The 16,665-nt window shown below is 63.8% G+C and carries 20 protein-coding genes and 1 riboswitch; of the genes, 6 read left to right on the forward strand and 14 right to left on the reverse strand.

Translation table 11 applies throughout. The features are described from left to right. Positions 1-257: 257 nt before the first annotated feature. From CKW40_RS33645 to CKW40_RS33675, 7 genes are read right to left on the reverse strand one after another with little or no spacing between them, the layout of a single operon-like run. A complete protein-coding gene (locus CKW40_RS33645) occupies positions 258-845 on the reverse strand; it encodes an NAD(P)H-dependent oxidoreductase (protein ID WP_095204043.1) in 588 nt (195 codons plus the stop codon). After that, a complete protein-coding gene (locus CKW40_RS33650; RefSeq protein WP_179298213.1) occupies positions 845-1,426 on the reverse strand; it encodes an NAD(P)H-dependent oxidoreductase in 582 nt (193 codons plus the stop codon). The genes CKW40_RS33645 and CKW40_RS33650 overlap by 1 nt, the downstream gene beginning before the upstream one ends. After that, on the reverse strand, positions 1,426-2,829 hold the full coding sequence (locus CKW40_RS33655; protein ID WP_095204101.1) for an FAD-binding oxidoreductase: 1,404 nt from the start codon (positions 2,827-2,829) through the stop codon (positions 1,426-1,428). Before CKW40_RS33655 ends, CKW40_RS33650 begins: the two co-directional genes overlap by 1 nt. Then, positions 2,829-4,130 carry a cytosine deaminase gene (locus tag CKW40_RS33660; RefSeq protein ID WP_095204045.1) on the reverse strand — a complete coding sequence of 434 codons (1,302 nt, stop codon included), beginning with the start codon at positions 4,128-4,130 and terminating at the stop codon, positions 2,829-2,831. The genes CKW40_RS33655 and CKW40_RS33660 overlap by 1 nt, the downstream gene beginning before the upstream one ends. Before the next feature lie 4 nt (positions 4,131-4,134). After that, positions 4,135-4,986: an ABC transporter permease gene (locus CKW40_RS33665; RefSeq protein ID WP_095204046.1), complete on the reverse strand. Its 852-nt coding sequence runs from the start codon at positions 4,984-4,986 to the stop codon at positions 4,135-4,137. Next, positions 4,973-5,797 (reverse strand): ABC transporter ATP-binding protein, encoded by an 825-nt coding sequence (locus CKW40_RS33670; RefSeq protein ID WP_095204047.1) that lies wholly within the window; start codon positions 5,795-5,797, stop codon positions 4,973-4,975. Before CKW40_RS33670 ends, CKW40_RS33665 begins: the two co-directional genes overlap by 14 nt. Before the next feature lie 12 nt (positions 5,798-5,809). Next, complete coding sequence (locus tag CKW40_RS33675; protein ID WP_095204048.1) at positions 5,810-6,814, reverse strand: ABC transporter substrate-binding protein; 1,005 nt, start codon at positions 6,812-6,814, stop codon at positions 5,810-5,812. A gap of 265 nt (positions 6,815-7,079) precedes the next feature. On the opposite strand from CKW40_RS33675, the gene CKW40_RS33680 reads away from it, so the two are divergent. From CKW40_RS33680 to CKW40_RS33695, 4 genes are all read left to right on the forward strand, one after another. Next, positions 7,080-7,463, forward strand: a complete 384-nt coding sequence (locus CKW40_RS33680) for a RidA family protein (protein ID WP_095204049.1) — start codon at positions 7,080-7,082, stop codon at positions 7,461-7,463. 54 nt (positions 7,464-7,517) lie between these two features. Continuing rightward, positions 7,518-8,321, forward strand: coding sequence for a creatininase family protein (locus CKW40_RS33685; protein ID WP_095204050.1), 804 nt, complete (start codon positions 7,518-7,520; stop codon positions 8,319-8,321). A 102-nt stretch (positions 8,322-8,423) separates the two neighbouring features. Further along, positions 8,424-8,678, forward strand: a complete 255-nt coding sequence (locus CKW40_RS33690) for a type II toxin-antitoxin system ParD family antitoxin (protein WP_095204102.1) — start codon at positions 8,424-8,426, stop codon at positions 8,676-8,678. After that, on the forward strand, positions 8,678-8,974 hold the full coding sequence (locus CKW40_RS33695; RefSeq protein ID WP_095204051.1) for a type II toxin-antitoxin system RelE/ParE family toxin: 297 nt from the start codon (positions 8,678-8,680) through the stop codon (positions 8,972-8,974). Before CKW40_RS33690 ends, CKW40_RS33695 begins: the two co-directional genes overlap by 1 nt. A gap of 24 nt (positions 8,975-8,998) precedes the next feature. On the opposite strand, the gene CKW40_RS33700 is transcribed toward CKW40_RS33695, so the two are convergent. Together CKW40_RS33700 and cobD are read right to left on the reverse strand one after the other, a co-directional pair. Beyond that, the gene (locus CKW40_RS33700) at positions 8,999-9,508 is read right to left on the reverse strand and encodes a tyrosine phosphatase family protein (RefSeq protein ID WP_095204052.1); all 510 of its coding nucleotides are present in this window, start codon (positions 9,506-9,508) and stop codon (positions 8,999-9,001) included. Beyond that, on the reverse strand, positions 9,505-10,548 hold the full coding sequence (cobD, locus tag CKW40_RS33705) for a threonine-phosphate decarboxylase CobD (RefSeq protein WP_095204053.1): 1,044 nt from the start codon (positions 10,546-10,548) through the stop codon (positions 9,505-9,507). The genes CKW40_RS33700 and cobD overlap by 4 nt, the downstream gene beginning before the upstream one ends. On the opposite strand from cobD, the gene cbiB reads away from it, so the two are divergent. Continuing rightward, positions 10,547-11,518, forward strand: coding sequence for an adenosylcobinamide-phosphate synthase CbiB (gene cbiB, locus CKW40_RS33710; protein WP_095204054.1), 972 nt, complete (start codon positions 10,547-10,549; stop codon positions 11,516-11,518). The two genes, cobD and cbiB, sit on opposite strands and share 2 nt — an antisense overlap. A 120-nt stretch (positions 11,519-11,638) precedes the next feature. Here cbiB and cobO read toward each other — a convergent pair whose 3' ends face one another. From cobO to CKW40_RS33730, 4 genes are read right to left on the reverse strand one after another with little or no spacing between them, the layout of a single operon-like run. After that, a complete protein-coding gene (gene cobO / locus CKW40_RS33715; RefSeq protein ID WP_095204055.1) occupies positions 11,639-12,253 on the reverse strand; it encodes a cob(I)yrinic acid a,c-diamide adenosyltransferase in 615 nt (204 codons plus the stop codon). A 1-nt stretch (position 12,254) separates the two neighbouring features. Continuing rightward, the gene (gene cobU, locus CKW40_RS33720) at positions 12,255-12,770 is read right to left on the reverse strand and encodes a bifunctional adenosylcobinamide kinase/adenosylcobinamide-phosphate guanylyltransferase (protein WP_095204056.1); all 516 of its coding nucleotides are present in this window, start codon (positions 12,768-12,770) and stop codon (positions 12,255-12,257) included. Then, positions 12,763-13,566, reverse strand: coding sequence for a CbtA family protein (locus CKW40_RS33725; RefSeq protein ID WP_095204057.1), 804 nt, complete (start codon positions 13,564-13,566; stop codon positions 12,763-12,765). Before CKW40_RS33725 ends, cobU begins: the two co-directional genes overlap by 8 nt. Before the next feature lie 15 nt (positions 13,567-13,581). Beyond that, a complete protein-coding gene (locus tag CKW40_RS33730) occupies positions 13,582-13,761 on the reverse strand; it encodes a CbtB domain-containing protein (protein ID WP_091575531.1) in 180 nt (59 codons plus the stop codon). Between the two features lie 33 nt (positions 13,762-13,794). Continuing rightward, positions 13,795-13,992, reverse strand: a riboswitch (cobalamin riboswitch). Between the two features lie 143 nt (positions 13,993-14,135). Here CKW40_RS33730 and CKW40_RS33735 point away from each other — a divergent pair. Continuing rightward, complete coding sequence (locus CKW40_RS33735; RefSeq protein ID WP_095204058.1) at positions 14,136-15,305, forward strand: aromatic ring-hydroxylating oxygenase subunit alpha; 1,170 nt, start codon at positions 14,136-14,138, stop codon at positions 15,303-15,305. A gap of 3 nt (positions 15,306-15,308) precedes the next feature. On the opposite strand, the gene CKW40_RS33740 is transcribed toward CKW40_RS33735, so the two are convergent. After that, on the reverse strand, positions 15,309-16,508 hold the full coding sequence (locus CKW40_RS33740) for an MFS transporter (protein ID WP_095204059.1): 1,200 nt from the start codon (positions 16,506-16,508) through the stop codon (positions 15,309-15,311). Between the last annotated feature and the right edge of the window lie 157 nt (positions 16,509-16,665).

Raw genomic sequence — 16,665 nt, forward strand, 5'->3', positions numbered from 1 at the left:
CGCATCGCCAGAAATATCCTTCAGGCCGCCGACATCGACAAAGTCCCCATCAGCCACCGCATCAAGAAATGCGCTTGGAATGACGACTATCTCATCCAGGCAATCGCTCATATGCGATAGCCCTGCCGTTTACGGGGAGAAGGTGGCCCGATAGGGCCGGATGAGGGGCGGCGCTACGTTTTGCCAAGCTAGCACTGCCCCTCATCTGCCTGCCGGCATCTTCTCCCCGTTGAACGGGGAGAAGGACGCTAATCCCCTCAAAACCTTTCCAACCTCGCCCGCACCTTCGCCAGAAACGCCGCCCGCGTCTTTGGCGTCGAGGCATCCATCAGATAATGCGCCAGGAAGAACGTCTTGCAGCGTCTCGCGCATAGCGCCCGCATGCCGCGCAGCAAGGTCTTGCGCCCAGGCTGGCCGACGACGACGCTCCACCAGGTCGGCGCACCGCAGGTGGTGATGACGCCGACCTTGGTGACATGCGTCATCAACGATTTGATCCGCCCCTTGCCCGCCGGCAGCTTGAAGGCGACGTCCGTCGCCCAGACCCGGTCGAGCCAGCCCTTCAGCATCGCCGGCAGCCCGTACCACCAGGTCGGATAGACGAACAGGATCGCTTCGGCCCAGTTGAGCAGTTCGAAATGCGGCTTCAGCGCCGGATCCCGCGGCGCCTGGTTGTTATAGCCGCGCCGTTCGTCGCAGCCCATCACCGGGTCGAATTTTTCGGCATAGAGGTCGAGCAGCCGCACCTCCCAGCCTCTTGCCTTCAGCACGTCCACGGCGGTGTCGCGAATGGCGGCGCAAAAACTTTCCGGTACCGGATGGCAATAGACCACGAGGACCCGCATCAGAACGCATCCATGCTCGCCGCAACCTTCGTCATGAAGGATTTCCGCGTTTGGTCGGTCGACAGGTTCATTGCGTAGTGCGCGAGATAAGTCACCGGCGCGCCCGGCTTTACCGTCGCGCGCAGCATACGTTTGATCAGTCTGCGCGGCGGATCGCCCATCAGGACGGCACGGAACCGGCTGCCGCCATAAGTAGTGACGGCGGCGACCTTGCTGATGTTGTGCAGCGAGGGCTGCACCTTGCCGTCGACCAGCTTGAACGACACGCCGGGCAGGAAGACCCGGTCGAAGAAGCCTTTCAGGATCGCCGGGAAGCCGTAGTTCCAGACCGGATAGGAAAGCACCAGTGCCTCGGCGCGCAGCAGGCGCTCGACATAAGGCGCCGCCGGGTCCATCGAACCGCGCGGGTTGTGATAGTCCAGCCTCTCCTGGCGCCTCAGCCGCGGGTCGAAATCCTCGGCGTAGAGGTCGCAATCATCGACACTATGGCCCGCCGCAGTCAGTCGTTCGACGATCAACCGGTGCAGGCCGGCATTGAAGCTGGTCTCGACCGGATGCGCGTAGAGGACGAGGATGTTCATCAGCCTGCCTTTTGCAGCCCCTTGAACAGAAACGTCCGCCCCGACCGGTAGTCATAGTCCGGGTTTTCCCAGGCGATCATCTTGCCGGGGTTGAGCAGCCCCTGCGGATCTGTCTCGCGCTTGAAGGCGAGTTGCACGGCATCGGTCTGCTTCATGCCGCCCTCTTCCAGCGTGTAGCGGTGTGGGTTGAAGATCGGGCAGCCATTGTCCTCATGCAGGCGCACGATCTCGTCGAGCCGCGCCTCGGTGGTGAATTTCACCAGCGGCAGGCCAAAGCAGGTGATGTTGCCGTCCAGCCGCACGAATTCCAGATGCGAGAACACTTCGCCTGGGAACATCGCATCCATCTTCTCAACCAGCGCCAGCTGATTGGGAAAAGGATAGAGCGACTGCAGATAGGTGATGTCGGGATCGACGCGCAGCGCTCTCAGCGTGGTGTGGTTCCAGGCCAACTCATAGGCCGGCGGCAGCCCCTTTTTCTCCTCGGGCGTCGCAGTCGCGGCGTTGAAGATCACCTCGCCGCCCGCAAGCCGGGTGAAGGCGAGGAAGGCATCAACCCCATGCTGCGCCACCATGACGACGCAGATGCTTTGCCCTTCCCTGAAAAATTTCTGGTGGCGCTTGAAATAGAGCTGCGGCACGGGTGCGGCGATCGGGGTGATCAGCTTGGTCAGGATGCCGTCCTGGCAGGCCAGCGCATTGCCGTAGCGCGCCGCGTCCATGAAGGCATCGAAGCCGACGATGACGTCGACCCAGTCATAGGCCGCGGTCAGCGGCATCTCGACTTCCGTGATGATGCCATTGGTGCCGTAGGCGTGGGTGACCTTGTGCAAATCCTCGCCGGTGAGTTCGAGCGCCTTCGGCTCGGCCTCCATCGTCACCACGCGCAGCCGCAGCACATTGCCGAAATCGCGCAACCCGCCGAAATTGATCGAGCCGACGCCGCCCGAACCGCCGGCGATGAAGCCACCAATCGAAGCCGTGTTGTAGGTCGAGGGCGAGAGCCTGAGTTCCTGCCCGGAATGCGCGCGTGTTGCCTTGTCGATATCGGCCAGCACTGCGCCCGGCCCCGTCACCACGCGCCCCGGCGCGACCGACTTGATCTCGTTCATCTCGGCAAGATTGAGCACCACGCCGCCCGACAACGGCATCGCCTGGCCGTAATTGCCAGTGCCGCTGCCGCGCGGCGTCACCGGCACGCCATGCCGGTGACAGGCGGCCAGCACGCGGATCAGTTCGGCCTCGGTCTTTGGCGTGACGATCAGGTCGCCGGTGACATGGTCGAGCTGCTGTTTCAGCACCGGGCTGTACCAGTAGAAGTCACGGCTCTTCTGCTGGACGATGGCCGGATTGTCGTCGAGTTTCAGCCCGTCGAGATCGCGTTTGAGCGCCGAAACGTCCATCATTCCACCATCAATCCGTCGAGTTCGGCATAGTCGGGCAATTGCCGGTCGATCGCGCGCCCGGCGCGCACGACGATGCGATCCGATTCGGGCCGCGACAGCAATTCCGTCCAGCTTCGACCTTTGAACAGGATGAAATCGGCATCGCCGCCGGCGGCAAGCGTGCCAAAGCCGTCGAGCCGCATCACTTTGGCCGGCGTGGCAGTGACCGCTTGCGGCCAGTCAGCGACCGGATGATCGAAATGCAGGATGCGCGTCGCCATGCGGTAGACCTCCAGCATGTCGAGATCGCCATAGGCGTAGAACGGGTCACGCGTGTTGTCGGAAGCGACGGCGACCGGAATGCCCCTCGCCTTCATCTCATGCAGCAGCGTTACGCCGCGCCAGCGCGGCGTGGTCTGATCCAAGCGGCGGTCCTGCAAATAGAGATTGCACATCGGCAGCGACACGACCGCCAGCCCGGCCTTCGCCACCTTGTCCAGCGTGTCCAGCACCTCGAGATCGGGCTGACGCGCCAGCGAGCAGCAATGGCCGACAAGGATATTTCCTTCAAAGCCGTTCCAGAGCGCCGCCTCGGCGATCTTCTTCAGCGAGATGGCCGCGATGTCGTCGGTCTCGTCGGCGTGGAAATCGAGGTCGAGCCCATGCTTGATCGCCTGCGCGAAGACGTGGTCGAGCAGTTCTTCCAGGTCCGGCACCATATAGGTGACGACGCCGAGCACGCCCTTGGCGGCGGCCACCCGTTTCGCCAGCCTGTCGAACCATTTTTTGTCGCGCACGCCCTCGATGCCGAGCAGGCAGGCGCCCTGCAATTCGATGCGGCCGCACCAGGCTTCGCGCATCGTCTCGAACACCGGCCAGGAGATTTCCTCCTGCGGCGCGACGCTGTCGAGATGGGTGCGCAGCGCCCTGGTGCCATGCGCGTAAGCCGAGCGCAGCGAGAAATCCATGCGTTTGGCAAGATCCTCGGCGCTCCAGCGCGCGACGCGATCCGCGCCCGCGGCTTTGAGCGCGCCCATGAAGGTGCCGTCGGGATTGGGCTTTCGCGGCCAGATATGGCCCTTGTCGATATGCGTATGGCAGTCGACGAAACAAGGCAGGATGATCCGGCCGGCAAGATCGATAGCCTCCGTCGGCGCCTTCGATGTGCCATGCGCCGCAATGCTGGAGATCGTGCCGTCGGCAATAGCAATGTCGGCCAGCGTGAAACCGTCATTGTCGTAAGCTGCGGCAAGACCCGATGTCAGCGATCGATGAACGCGGGCGTTGGCGAGCTGGTATGAACCTGTGTTCGGAATCAAGGACCTACCGCTCCTGCTTCAGCGCGCTTTCGTGCCAGCGCCGCAGAATGAGATGCGAAATCAGCGACAGCACCAGGAAGATCAGGATCCCGGTCAGCGAGATCAGAAACAGCGCCGCGAACAGCCGAGGCGCGTTGAGCCGGTAGCCGGCCTCGATGATGCGCGAGGCGAGCCCCGACGACTGGCCGGTGGTGCCGGCAACGAACTCCGCAACGACGGCGCCGATCAGCGACAGGCCGCCGGCGATCTTCAGCCCGCCGAGGAAATACGGCATAGCCGCCGGCAGTCTGAGATAGCGCAGCTGCTGCCAGCGCGTCGCGCCATTGAGCTTGAACAGGTCGCGCAGATTGCGGTCGACGGAGTTGAGACCAAGCGTGGTGTTGGACAGGATCGGAAAGAAGGCGACGATCCAGGCGCAGAGCAGAAGCTTGGTCGTCTGGTTGTTCACATAGATGTTGATCAGCGGAAAGATCGCCACGATCGGTGTCACCTGCAGCACGATGGCGAACGGGAAGAACGACATCTCCACCCATTTCGACTGCGTGAACAGCACTGACAGGCCGACGCCGCCGATGACAGCCAAAACCAGGCTGAGGAAGGTGATGCGCAAGGTGACCAGCAGCGAGGAGAACAGCAGGCCAGCGTCGTTGAAGAGTGTCTGCAACACCACGCCGGGGCGCGGCAGGATATATTGCGGGATCTCGTTCCAGACACAGATGCGGTCCCACAGGCAGATCGCCAGGATCATGATCGCCAGCGGCAGTACCCAGCGGCCGATCCGTTCAAACTGCTCCTGGCGCACGCGGCGCGCTTCCTCGGGATCGAGTTGGAGCACCTGCTCGTCAATGACCGTCATGATGCGTGCCTGCTGTTGAATTGATGGCATTGACCAACACGTCCGAGGCCTGTCGGCAAAGCGCCGCATAGTCGGGTGAGGTGCGAAACACCTCGTCGCGCGGATAGGAGGCCTCGATGGCGAGTTCGTCGAACACCCTGCCCGGCCGCGCCGCCATGACGACGACGCGGTTGGAAAGGAACACGCTTTCAAAGACGCTGTGGGTGACGAAGACGACGGTGAAGCGCTCGTCCTGCCACAGCTCCAGAAGGTCGTTGTTGAGCTTGAAGCGGGTGATCTCGTCCAGTGCGGCGAACGGCTCGTCCATCAACAGCACGCGCGGCTTGGTCACCATGGCGCGCGCGATCGAGACGCGCATCTTCATGCCGCCGGACAATTCGCGCGGCACCGCATCCTCGAAACCGGTCAGGTGCACCCGCGCCAGCATCTGCGTGATCGCAGGTGCCGCCCTGGCGCGGGAAATGCCTTTCAGCCTGAGCGGCAGCCAGACATTGTCGAAGACGCTGGCCCAGGGCAGCAGCGTCGGCTCCTGGAAGACGAAGCCGATATTGGCGCGGTCGAGCGAGCCGCCGCCGCGCCAGTCGAGCACGCCGGAGGTCGGCGTCGACAGGCCGGCGATCAGCCGCAGCGCCGTCGACTTGCCACAGCCGGACGGCCCGAGCAGGCTGAGGAAATCGCCTTCCCGGATCGTCAGATCGACAGCGCTCAGCGCCGTCACGCCGTTGGAAAACACCTTGCCGACGCCGCGCAGCGCCAGCAAGGTCGGAGCGACGTCCGATGCCGGCGCTCGCGCCACCTTTTCCCCTATCATGCCCAGGCTGGCCTATTTCTTCAGGTCGAGCCCGACGCCCTTGTTGACGAAGGCCAGCGTGTAGGCCTTCGTGATGTCGATGCCTTCAGGCGTGACCTTGGCCTTGACCATCTTGTCGTAAAAACTCTTGATCCGCGCGTCGGTCATGGCGCCGATGCCGAGCTTCTCGGTGTCGCCGGAATCCGCAAGGCCGAACTTCTTCATCTGGTCGATCGAGAAGGCGATCTGGTCGTCCGTCATGTCAGGATTGTCTTTCTTGATCATGTCGTTGGCGGCCTTGTTGTCGCCGTAGAGGTACTTGTACCAGCCCTTGGCCGAGCCATCGACGAAGCACTGGACGACCTCCGGCTTCTTGTCGATCGTGTCCTGCATCACCTCGATCGTCGTCGAATAGGTGTCCCAGCCATAGTCGGCGAGCAGGAACTGGTTCGGCACGAAGCCGCCTTCCTTCTTGACCGCGAAAGGCTCCGAAGTGACGTAGCCCTGCTGGATCGACTTCTTGTTGGCGAGGAACGGAGCGGTGTTGTAGGTGTAGGGCGCGCGCTTGGCGGCGTCGAAGCCGAGCGCGGTGACCATCCACTGGAAGAAGGTCTGCACGCCTTCGTCACCCAGTATGTACTGGTCGGCGTTCTTCAGATCCTCCCACTTGTCCAGCCCCTCGCCGGGGTGGGACATGATGACCTGCGGATCCTTCTGGAAGTCGGCTGCCACCACGCGCATCGGAATGCCTTGCTGGACGGCATCGAAGGCCGACAGCAGATTGCCGCCCATGTAGAAATCGATCTTGCCGGCCAAAAGCATCGGCCGGCCGCTGACCTGCGGGCCACCCTGCATGATGGTGACGTCGAGGCCGCAGGCGGCGTAGGTGCCGTCCGCCACGGCCTGGTAGTAGCCGCCATGTTCCGGTTCGGCCAGCCAGTTGGTGCCGAAGGTGACTTTTTCATTCGCCGCGGCCCCCAGCGTGCTGGCCGCCAGCAAGGCCACCACCGCCACCGAGATCTTCTGTTTTGCGTACATCGACAACCACCCTCTGTTTGCTCCGGCGCCACGCGCCAGGCTCGACACCAAAGATTCAAGAAGCAAGACACATGCCACCGGCGTCTCGCGCCGGGACCCGCCCGCCTGCACCACAGCCATCTGCGAAAGCCGGAAAGGTCGTGCTGCACCGGAGGCATCGTGCCTATTTTTTGAACGCCTGTCCACAATCGCGCCGGCGCCATGCACGGCCATCTTGAAGCTGTAGTGAATCCGGTCTTAGGCTGGCGGCATTCAGGAGATTGCCATGTTCAGATTCCTCACCCCGAAGTCGATCAAGCCGCCCTTTGCCCGCTACAGCCACGGCGTCGAGGTGCCGGCGGGCAAGCGGCTGGTGCTGTGTTCGGGCCAGGTGGCGATCACGGCGGACGACCAGATTCCCGAGGACGCCGGCGCGCAGGCCGAGCTCTGCTTCCGCAACATCGAGGCGATCCTCGCGGAGGCCGGGCTGCAACTCGGGGATATCGTGCGCATCAACGCCTATGTCACCGACCGCGCGCATCTGCGCCCCTATATGGATGTCCGCGACCGGCTGTTTTCCAGCCCGGCGCCAGCCTCGACGCTGATGATCGTTTCCGGTTTTGCCCGCCCCGAATTCAAGGTCGAGGTGGAGGCCATCGCGGCCGGGTGATCGACAGCAGGCCCTTCCCGCGCTAGGTCTCACCGATCATCGAAGAGGCACGACATGACCGCTGCAAGAAGACGCGTCTGGTGGGGTGACTACCGGACCACGGAATATGCCTCGATCGATCCGGAGGCGACGATCGCCGTTCTGCCGGTGGCGGCGATCGAGCAGCATGGACCGCATCTGCCGGTTTCGACCGACACCTCGATCATGAACGGCATGCTCGACACGGTGATCGCCCGCCTGCCCGACGATCTCGACATCCGCATCCTGCCGGTCCAGGCGGTGGGCAAGTCGAATGAACATCTGCATGCGCCGGGCACGCTCACTTTGCCGGCAACGACGCTGGTCGAGGCCTGGACCGAACTTGGCGTATCGATCGCGCGCGCCGGCGTGCGCAAGCTCATCGTCGTCAACTCGCATGGCGGCAATGAAGAGATCATGGGCATCATCACGCGCGAATTGCGCGTGCGCGAAAAGATGCTGGCGGTGAAAACCAGCTGGCAGCGCTTTGGCCGCCCGGCCGGCATGTACACCGAGCTCGAGGATCGCCATGGCATCCATGGCGGCGATGTCGAGACGTCGCTGATGCTGCATTTCCGGCCGGATCTCGTCGACATGGGCAACGCCGACAATTTCGTGTCCAACGTCGCCAGGGCCGAGCAGGAATTTTCTCTGTTGCGCCACACCGGCACCCACGCCTTTGCCTGGATCGCTGGTGATCTCAACCCGAACGGCGTGGTCGGCGACGCCAGCATCGCTGCGGCTGAAAAAGGCCGGCTGACGGCAGAGCATCAGGCCGATGGTTTCATCAGCCTGCTCAGGGATGTGCGCAAGGCCAAGCTCGCCGACTGGCTGAAGTAGCCGCCTGGCCACAATCGCGCCTTCGCAAAAAATACTCCCGCATATGAGATTTTGACAGACTTTGCCAAAATAGGTCATATTGGACGGGATATGGAGGCCGATATGGCAACAATGAACGTATCATTGCCCGATCCGATGAAGGATTGGGTTGAGGCGCAAACCGAAACGGGTCGCTACGCCAACGCGAGCGACTATGTGCGCGATTTGATCCGTCGGGATCAGGAGCGCAACGACAAGATTGCCGCCATGCAGCGCTTTGTCGATGACGGATTGAAGAGTGGCATCGGCAATCGATCCAGGGACGCGCTTTTTACTGAGGCGGTCAAACGCGCTGGAAAGTCACCCGGCAACGGGTAATGGGATTTCGCCTTTCTTTAGCCGCGGAAGAGGACATCATCGGTATTGCCGAGCAAGGGGTGCGCCTGTTCGGTGCTGTGCAGGCCAGACAGTATCATGACGAGTTGTTCGCGATCTTTGACCTGATCGCTGCCAGTCCCCGAATGGCACGGGAGCGGCTTGAATTGTCGCCACCAATGCGTATCCATCCCTTCAAGGCCCATCTTGTCGTCTACCGGATCGAAGCCGACGGCGACGTGTTCATTGTCCGGGTACGCCACGGGCACGAAGATTGGGCGAATGAAAGCACTCGATAGTCCTACAACGATGTATGGGCACAGCTAGCTCTCGATCTTCAGCTCGAACGGCGTGCCTTCGAACGCGTCGGCGCCGCGCCCGATCGACTGAATCGCCTCGATCATGCGGCCGTCGCGGCCAAGCAACGCATCGGCCACCGCGATCAGCCGTGGATTGGGTGTCGCCGAGGGCGACAGCGCCCGCAATGTCCGCGCCAGTTCGGCCTCGTCGCGTTTTGGCGCGAGTGCGGCGACGATGATGTAGGCCGAAGCGGTCGAGCGGCTGATGCCGGCATAGCAGTGCACGACCATGGGCTTCGCCCGGTCCCAGCGGCGGGCGAAATCGAGCAGGTTGCGGACATGCTCCTCGCCCGGCATGGTCATGCCGTCCTGCGCCACCGCGATATCGTGCATGACCAGGTGCAGGTGGTTTTCCCTCGCTATCGAGGTTGGACGCGCCACATCGGTTCCGACGGAGAGCAGCGACAGCATGCGGTCGGCACCGGTCCTGGCCACCGTTTCCTCGATCTTCGCCAGCGAGCAGACATGGATCATGGTTTTGAACCTTTTTGTCGATCCTCGCGCCGCATCGCCCATTCGGCAAGGGCCGATTCGAGCCGCTGCCATTCCAGCTCACTCCCCGGCAGGCCGGCGCGCAGGACATGTCGCTCGGAGAAATGCCGAAGCAGGACGCCGCGCTCGCCAAGCGCTGAAAACAGGCCGGCGGCATCCGGCAGGCTAAGATAGCGGAACAACGTGGTGCCGCCCGCGACAGGCACGCCGAAACGGCCGAGCAATGCGTCGAGCCGTGCGGCTGCCTCGGCAAGCGATGCCCGCATCGCGTCCTGCCAGCCAATATCGGCTAGCGCACGAATGCCGTACTCCAGCGCCGGCCCGGCGACGGCCCAAGGCCCGAATTGCGTTTCCAGCTGTTGAACTGTCGCTGCATCGGAAAGCGCGAAGCCAAGCCGCAGGCCGGCCAGCCCAAAAAACTTGCCAAACGAGCGCAGCACGACGATGCCGCCCTGATCGACATCACCGGCGAGGCTGTGCTGGCGCGGGCCGACATCCATGAACGCTTCGTCGACGACCAGCAGCCCGCCTCTGGCGCGCAGCCCGGCGGCCAGCGCCAGCAACTGGTCGCGCTCGATGACGCGACCGTCGGGATTGTTCGGGTTGACGATGATGGCTAGGTCGGCCTGCGCCAGTGCCGCAAAATCGCTGACTTCGGTCACCTCATGCCCGGCGATTGCTGCGGCACGGGCATGTTCGGCATAGGTCGGCCCCAGCACCAATGCCTTGCCGGGCCTGACCAGCGACGCCACGCGCGGCAGCAGGATCTGCGTGCCGGGTGCCGCGACGACGTGGGTTGGCGACGGCGCGCCATAGGCGCTCGCTGCGACCTCCGTCAGCTCACGCGCCCGTCCAGCTTCCGGCAATCGCGACAGCGAGGTGGCGGGCAGGTCGAAAAACGGGTAGGAGTGCGGATTGATACCGGTCGAGAGGTCGACGAAAGGCAGCACGGCGTTGGGGAAAAGCGCCCTCGCCCGGCCAAGACTTCCACCATGGTCCACCGCTCCTTCAAGAAGCTTCATGTCAGTCCTGATCGCTTTCCTGTCATTGGCCGTCGAACGTGTCCTGGGTTACCCGGACTGGCTGTTCCGCGCCATCGGCCATCCCGTAACGTGGTTCGGCAGGCTGATATCCTTTCTCGATCGCAGGCTCAACCGCGCCACTGATCCCGACGCGCTGCGTCGCCAACGCGGTGTCCGGGCACTGCTGGTCATCGTGCTGGTGCCGGCAGTGATCGGCCTCGGCGTGCAGCTTGTCCTGCTCTGGTTCGTCCCCCTGGGGTTTTTCATCGCCGCCCTTCTGGCGACATCGCTGCTGTCGCAGAAGAGCCTCTACGAGCACGTCGAGGCCGTGGCCGACGCGCTCGACAGCGCCGGCCTTGCCATGGGCCGTGTTGCCGTCTCGAGAATCGTCGGCCGCGATCCCGAAGCGCTCGACAGGGCCGCCGTCTGCCGTGCGGCGATCGAAAGCCTGGCCGAGAATTTTTCCGATGGCATCGTCGCCCCGGCCTTCTGGACCGGTGTCGGCGGGTTGGCCGGCGGCGCCGCCTACAAGGCCGCCAACACCGCCGATTCGATGATCGGCCACCGCACCCCGCGCCACGAGGCCTTCGGCTGGGCCGCAGCGCGCTTCGACGACTGGATCAACCTGCCGGCGTCAAGGCTGACGGCGCTGCTGATCGTGCTGGCGGCTTTCCTCGTCAAGGGCGCCGACGCCAGCAGTGCATGGCAGGCGGTGCGGCGCGATGCGAAAAAACACCGCTCGCCCAATGCCGGCTGGCCGGAAGCGGCCATGGCCGGCGCGCTTGGTCTGGCACTTGCCGGGCCACGCAGCTATGGCGGCATCGTGGTCGACGATGTCTTCATGGGTGAAGGCGGCCGCCGCGACGTCGACAGCGACGACATCAGGCAGGCACTGAAACTCTACCGCGTCGCCGATTATCTGCTGATCATGTTGTTCGCTGTGGTTTCGGTCGTCGTCATTCTGGCATGACCTCACCCTCCCCTTGTGGGGAGGGTCGGCGCGTAGCGCCGGGGTGGGGGGTGCGGCGCCGAAGACCCCCGCCCCGCTTCGCGGATCGACCCTCCCCACAAGGGGGAGGGTAAGAAACGCTCAGAACTCGATTCCCTGCTGCGCCTTCACGCCTGCCGAAAAATGGTGCTTGGTCACACCCATCTCGGTGACCAGATCCGCCGCCTCGACCAGTGCCGGCTTGGCGTTGCGGCCGGTGACGACGACATGCAGGCCCTCGCGGCGCGCTTTCAGTGCTGCAACCACCTTGTCGAGATCGAGATAATCGTAGCGCAGCGCGATGTTGAGCTCATCGAGCACGACAAGGCTGATCGAGGGATCGGCGATCAACTCCAGCGCCTTGGCCCAGGCAGCCTCGGCTGCCGCGATATCGCGCTTCAGATCCTGCGTCTCCCAGGTGAAGCCCTCGCCCATCGCATGCCAGACGACGCGGTCGCCGAAGGCGGCAAACGCATCCTTCTCGCCGGTGTGCCACTTGCCCTTGATGAACTGGACGACGCCGACGCGCTTGCCATAGCCGAGCATTCTGAGCGCCAGGCCGAAGGCGGCCGTGGTCTTGCCCTTGCCCGGACCGGTGTTGACGATCAGCAGCCCCTTTTCGACCGTCTTGCTGGCCACCTCGGCGTCCTGCACCGCCTTGCGCTTGGCCATCTTGGCGCGATGCCGCTCTTCGTCCTTATCGTCGATGTCGGTCATGTCATTTCACCTTGAGCGGCAGTCCCGCCACCATCAGCAGCACCGTATCGGCGATCGCCGCGACCTGCTGGTTGAGCCTTCCGGCGTCATCGCGAAAACGGCGTGCCAAGGCATTGTCCGGCACGATACCTTGCCCGACTTCATTGGAGACCATGATCCAGGGGCCGCGTGGCCGTGACAGCACATCCGCCAGCCGCCGGCATTCGGCTCCAACGTCGTGATCGGCCAGCATGTGATTGGTCAGCCATAATGTCAGGCAGTCGACCAGCACCGGCTGGTTGTCGGGCAAGGCCTCGAGCGCGCCGGCGAGATCGAGCGGTGCGTCGATAGTCATCCAGCCCTCGCCGCGCCGCGAGCGGTGCAGCGCGATGCGCTCGCGCATTTCGCTGTCGTAGGCCTCAGCCGTGGCGATATAGGCCCATGGTGACGGCAACGCCGTCGCCAGGGTTTCGGCATGCGCGCTCTTGCCGGAGCGCGCGCCGCCGATGATGAACGTCAGCTTGTTGCGATCAGGCAAAGCTGTCGCGCAGGCTGGTCGCGGTGCCGGTGAAGCGTCCGCGCACCACGCCGACGACGGCGCCGAGCACCAGCCAGAACACCAGATTGGTCACCGTCACCGCCACCACGAACTGGTGATGCAACCCTTCCGGAATCGCCGTCTCGAAGCTGTCGGGCTGGGGCGCGCCGACGATGTGCGGGGCAACGATCAGCGCCACGGCAAGGATGGCGAGCGGCAGTGACTTGCGGAACGCGATCAGGCCGAGACCAGCCGCGGTTGCCGCCACCGTTGCCCACCACCAGATCTGGCGCGGCAAGAGATCGGCCGCCGGCATGGCCGGCAGTTCCGGCGGTAGGCCGAGACCAGGCGCCAGCGTGAACACGGCAAAGCCGGCCAGGCCCCAGAATACGCCCTGGCGCCAATTGCCGATGCCGCCGGCGAATTCCGAAACCGCGACCAGGATCAGCGCGAAGCCGATGCCGGTGACGATATTGGCAAGCACGCTGAAGGCGAAACGCTCGAAACCGTCTGCCGGCGCCCAACCCTCGTCTTTCGCCGGGGCAGTCACTTCAGCCGGGGCCGGCGCCGCAGTGCTCATGGCATTCCCCGCCGGGGCGGCCGTACTCATGGCAGTGGTATCCGCCGCGGCCGGGGCCGCGGCATGGTCGTGCTTATGGCCGCCGCCGGCCTGTTCGTAGACTTCCGCCTTCAGGATCAGCGGCACAGTGGCATAGGCCTGCATGCAGGCGAGGATGACGCCGGCCACGAGCCCTGCGATCGCCGCGATGAACACGACGTTGCGAAACAGGTTCATGATGTCAGATCCTGGTCAGTGGCAGGGAAACGCCATCGAATGGCGATAGTCGTGAGCCGCATTGTGGACCGCATCGATATGCGAAAAGCCGACAAAGCCCATCACGAAAATGCCGAGAAACGCAGCGAGCGCCAGCTGCATGAAGCGCGACTGCGAGGAGACGGAGGCGCCGAGGGAGACGGAAGCGGTATTCATATCTTGTCCTTTCACCCTCCACCCGAGGGCCTGTCAGTTTTGCCGTCGTCGGCAGGTCTCCTGGCTCGCGGATCAGCGCCCTTCTCCACCTTCCCGAAGACGAATCTTCAGTGGCATATGGAGAGGACTACCGCACACAGTTGCGGGGGCAGCCACGGCATTGGGCAAGAATTTCGCCCGCACCGCATTCCCTCTTGGCTCCAAAACGGAACCGACGACTGCATGACTATAGGGAAAATCGCGACACGCGGCAAACCAAATTCCGCCGACAACCAGCGCGATTGCGCCATGCCGACAAGTCAGGTGGTCCTGGGCACGACAATTGACAATTCTCCTGGCCGGGTGTCGGCTGGCGCCTCCACAGGAAGCCAGCCATGCAGCCCATTGCCAGCGAGCGCGATCCTTACAACGGCCTGACCCGGGCCGAACCGACGCTGCCTTCATCGGCCTATTGGGATGAAGCGGCCTACCAGCGCGACCTCGACGCCATCTGGTACAAAAACTGGCTGCTCGTCTGCCGTGAGGCCGATCTGGCCCAGCCTCTGGCCTTCCGCCGATTCCGCATCGGCACGCAGGACATCATCGTGCTGCGCGACGACACCGGCGCGCTGCGCGCCTTCCACAACACCTGCCGGCATCGTGGCTCGCAGCTGTGCCAGGAGAGCGAGGGTCGGCTGAAGGCCCGGCTGATCACTTGCCCCTATCACGCCTGGTCCTATTCGCTGCGCGGCGACCTCGTGCGCGTGCCGTCCAAATCGCTGCCGGACGGCTTCGACAAAGCCGACCATCCGCTCTATCGCGTCGCGCTCTCGGTGTGGGGCGGCTTCGTGTTCATCAATCTGCAGGAGGACGCGGCGGACACCGCGCAGGCGTCCTTCGACCCCGCCTCCGGCAATCTCGGCAACTGGCCGCTGGAATCACTGGTATCCGGCCACGTGCTGCGCAAGGTGATGCACTGCAACTGGAAGATTTTTTGGGAAAACTTCAACGAGTGCCTGCACTGTCCGGGCGTGCACAAGGACCTGTCACGGCTGGTGCCGATCTATGGCCGCGGCCTGATGAGTCGGCATGACGATCCCGAATGGACGCGCCATGCCGACAATGACGCGCCGGAATTTTCCGGCGGCCTGCGCGCCGGGGCCGAAACCTGGTCGCGCGACGGCAAGACGCATGGGCCGGTCTTCTCAGGCCTGACGCCAGCCGAACGCGCCGCCGGCCAGACCTACGCCACCAGCCTGCCCTCGATGTTCATCGTCGGACATGTCGATTATGTCAGGACCGTGCGCCTGGTGCCGCTCGGCCCGGAGCAGACCGAACTTGTCGCCGAATGGCTGTTCGCGCCCGAGGCACTGGCCGCGACCGACATCGACAACATCGTCGCCTTCGGCACACAGGTGCTGGAAGAGGATGCGGCGATCTGCGAGGTCAACCAAAGGGGCCTGCGTTCGATGCGTCACACAGCCGGCGTGCTGATGCCCGAGGAGTACGACCTGCACCGCTTCCACAACTGGGTGCGCGAGCAGCACGCGGCGCTTTCTGCCTGATCCTCACAGGGACTTCGGCAGGTAGCGCCACGTGACAAACCCGCAAACCGCCGCCAGCAGCCCGAGCGTGACGAACACCGAGCCCAGTCCAAAGAAGGCCAGCACCACCGAATAGACCAGCGGCGGCGTCAGCTCGGAAAAGTCGAGATAGGTGCGGTAGACTGCCGCCATCTGCGCCCGCTCATAGGAGCGTACCGAGCGCATGAAGGCGGTCGAACCCAGCGCATCGAGCGCGATGGTGAAGAAGGCGCCACACAGCAGGAAAGTGCCGGTGAGCAGCGGCACGCTCTCCCCGACAGCACCCGCCGCCAGAAGCATTGCCGACATGGCGAAATAGGCAAATGTCATGGTGCGCCGGCCGCCAAAGCGTTGTCCGGCCTTGCCCCAGAAGATCGCCATGAACAACAGCGCGTTGCCGGCCGAAACCAGAAGACCGCCGGCCAGCTTGCCCTCGCCGGTGATCACCATGAACAGCGGCCCATAGACGAAGAACGTCGTCCAGAAACAGGAGCGGCCGAAGGCGATCAGCCAGGCAAGCCTCAATCTGGGCTGCGCGACGAAGCGGCCGATATTGGCGAGCGGATTGGCCGGCCGTGTCTTGCCGGGCCGGATCGACGGGTTGTCGCCAAGCCGATAGGTCCAGAACAGCGCCAATAGCGCCAGCGCGAAGACCGCCACCGCACCATGCGCGGCATAGATGCCAAAGCGCGTGTAGAGGAAGATGCCGAGTGTCGGCCCGCCGGTCCAGGCAAGCATCGACCACGCCATGCGCAGCGATTCGGCCTGCATGAAGTCGGTCTTGCGGATGTGGTCCATGATGTAGAGGTTGAGCGTGATCGAAAGCGCGCTGGCGCCCATCACCCGGCACAACATGCCCGCCAGTTGTCCGGCCAGCGTGTGGGTGACGAAGAACAGCGAGCCGATGGCGAGCAGGCAGGCGCCTGCCGTGTAGACCCAGCGCCGGGCAAAGCGGCGGATCAGCATCGGCATGAACAAGGTCACCGACAGGCCGAGCAGCGCCACGATGGTGTAGAGGATCGAGACGATCTGCTCATTGTGCAGGATTTCGTAGGCCTGGATCGGGATGACGCTCGACACCGTGGCGCGGGCGAAGGATTCGACCGCGTAGAGCGAGGCGAAGGTGCGCGCATCCGCGGCCTTGAGGGCCGGAAGCCAGATCGGATGGCGCACATGGGTGGACATTGCTTCCCCAAAGCAGAATCACCGGCCAAATCTGCCGTGGTCGTTCCCGGACGATTAAGAGGAAACCGACGTGTAACCGGCGAAAAGCGAAACCGGTCAAAGGCTTCCCGGCTCTGGCCTAAAGCGGCGCTTGATCCGATGCCCCGGCCTTCTTCTG

The organism is Mesorhizobium carmichaelinearum (genome assembly GCF_900199455.1).
GTDB classification, from domain to species: Bacteria; Pseudomonadota; Alphaproteobacteria; order Rhizobiales; family Rhizobiaceae; genus Mesorhizobium; species Mesorhizobium carmichaelinearum.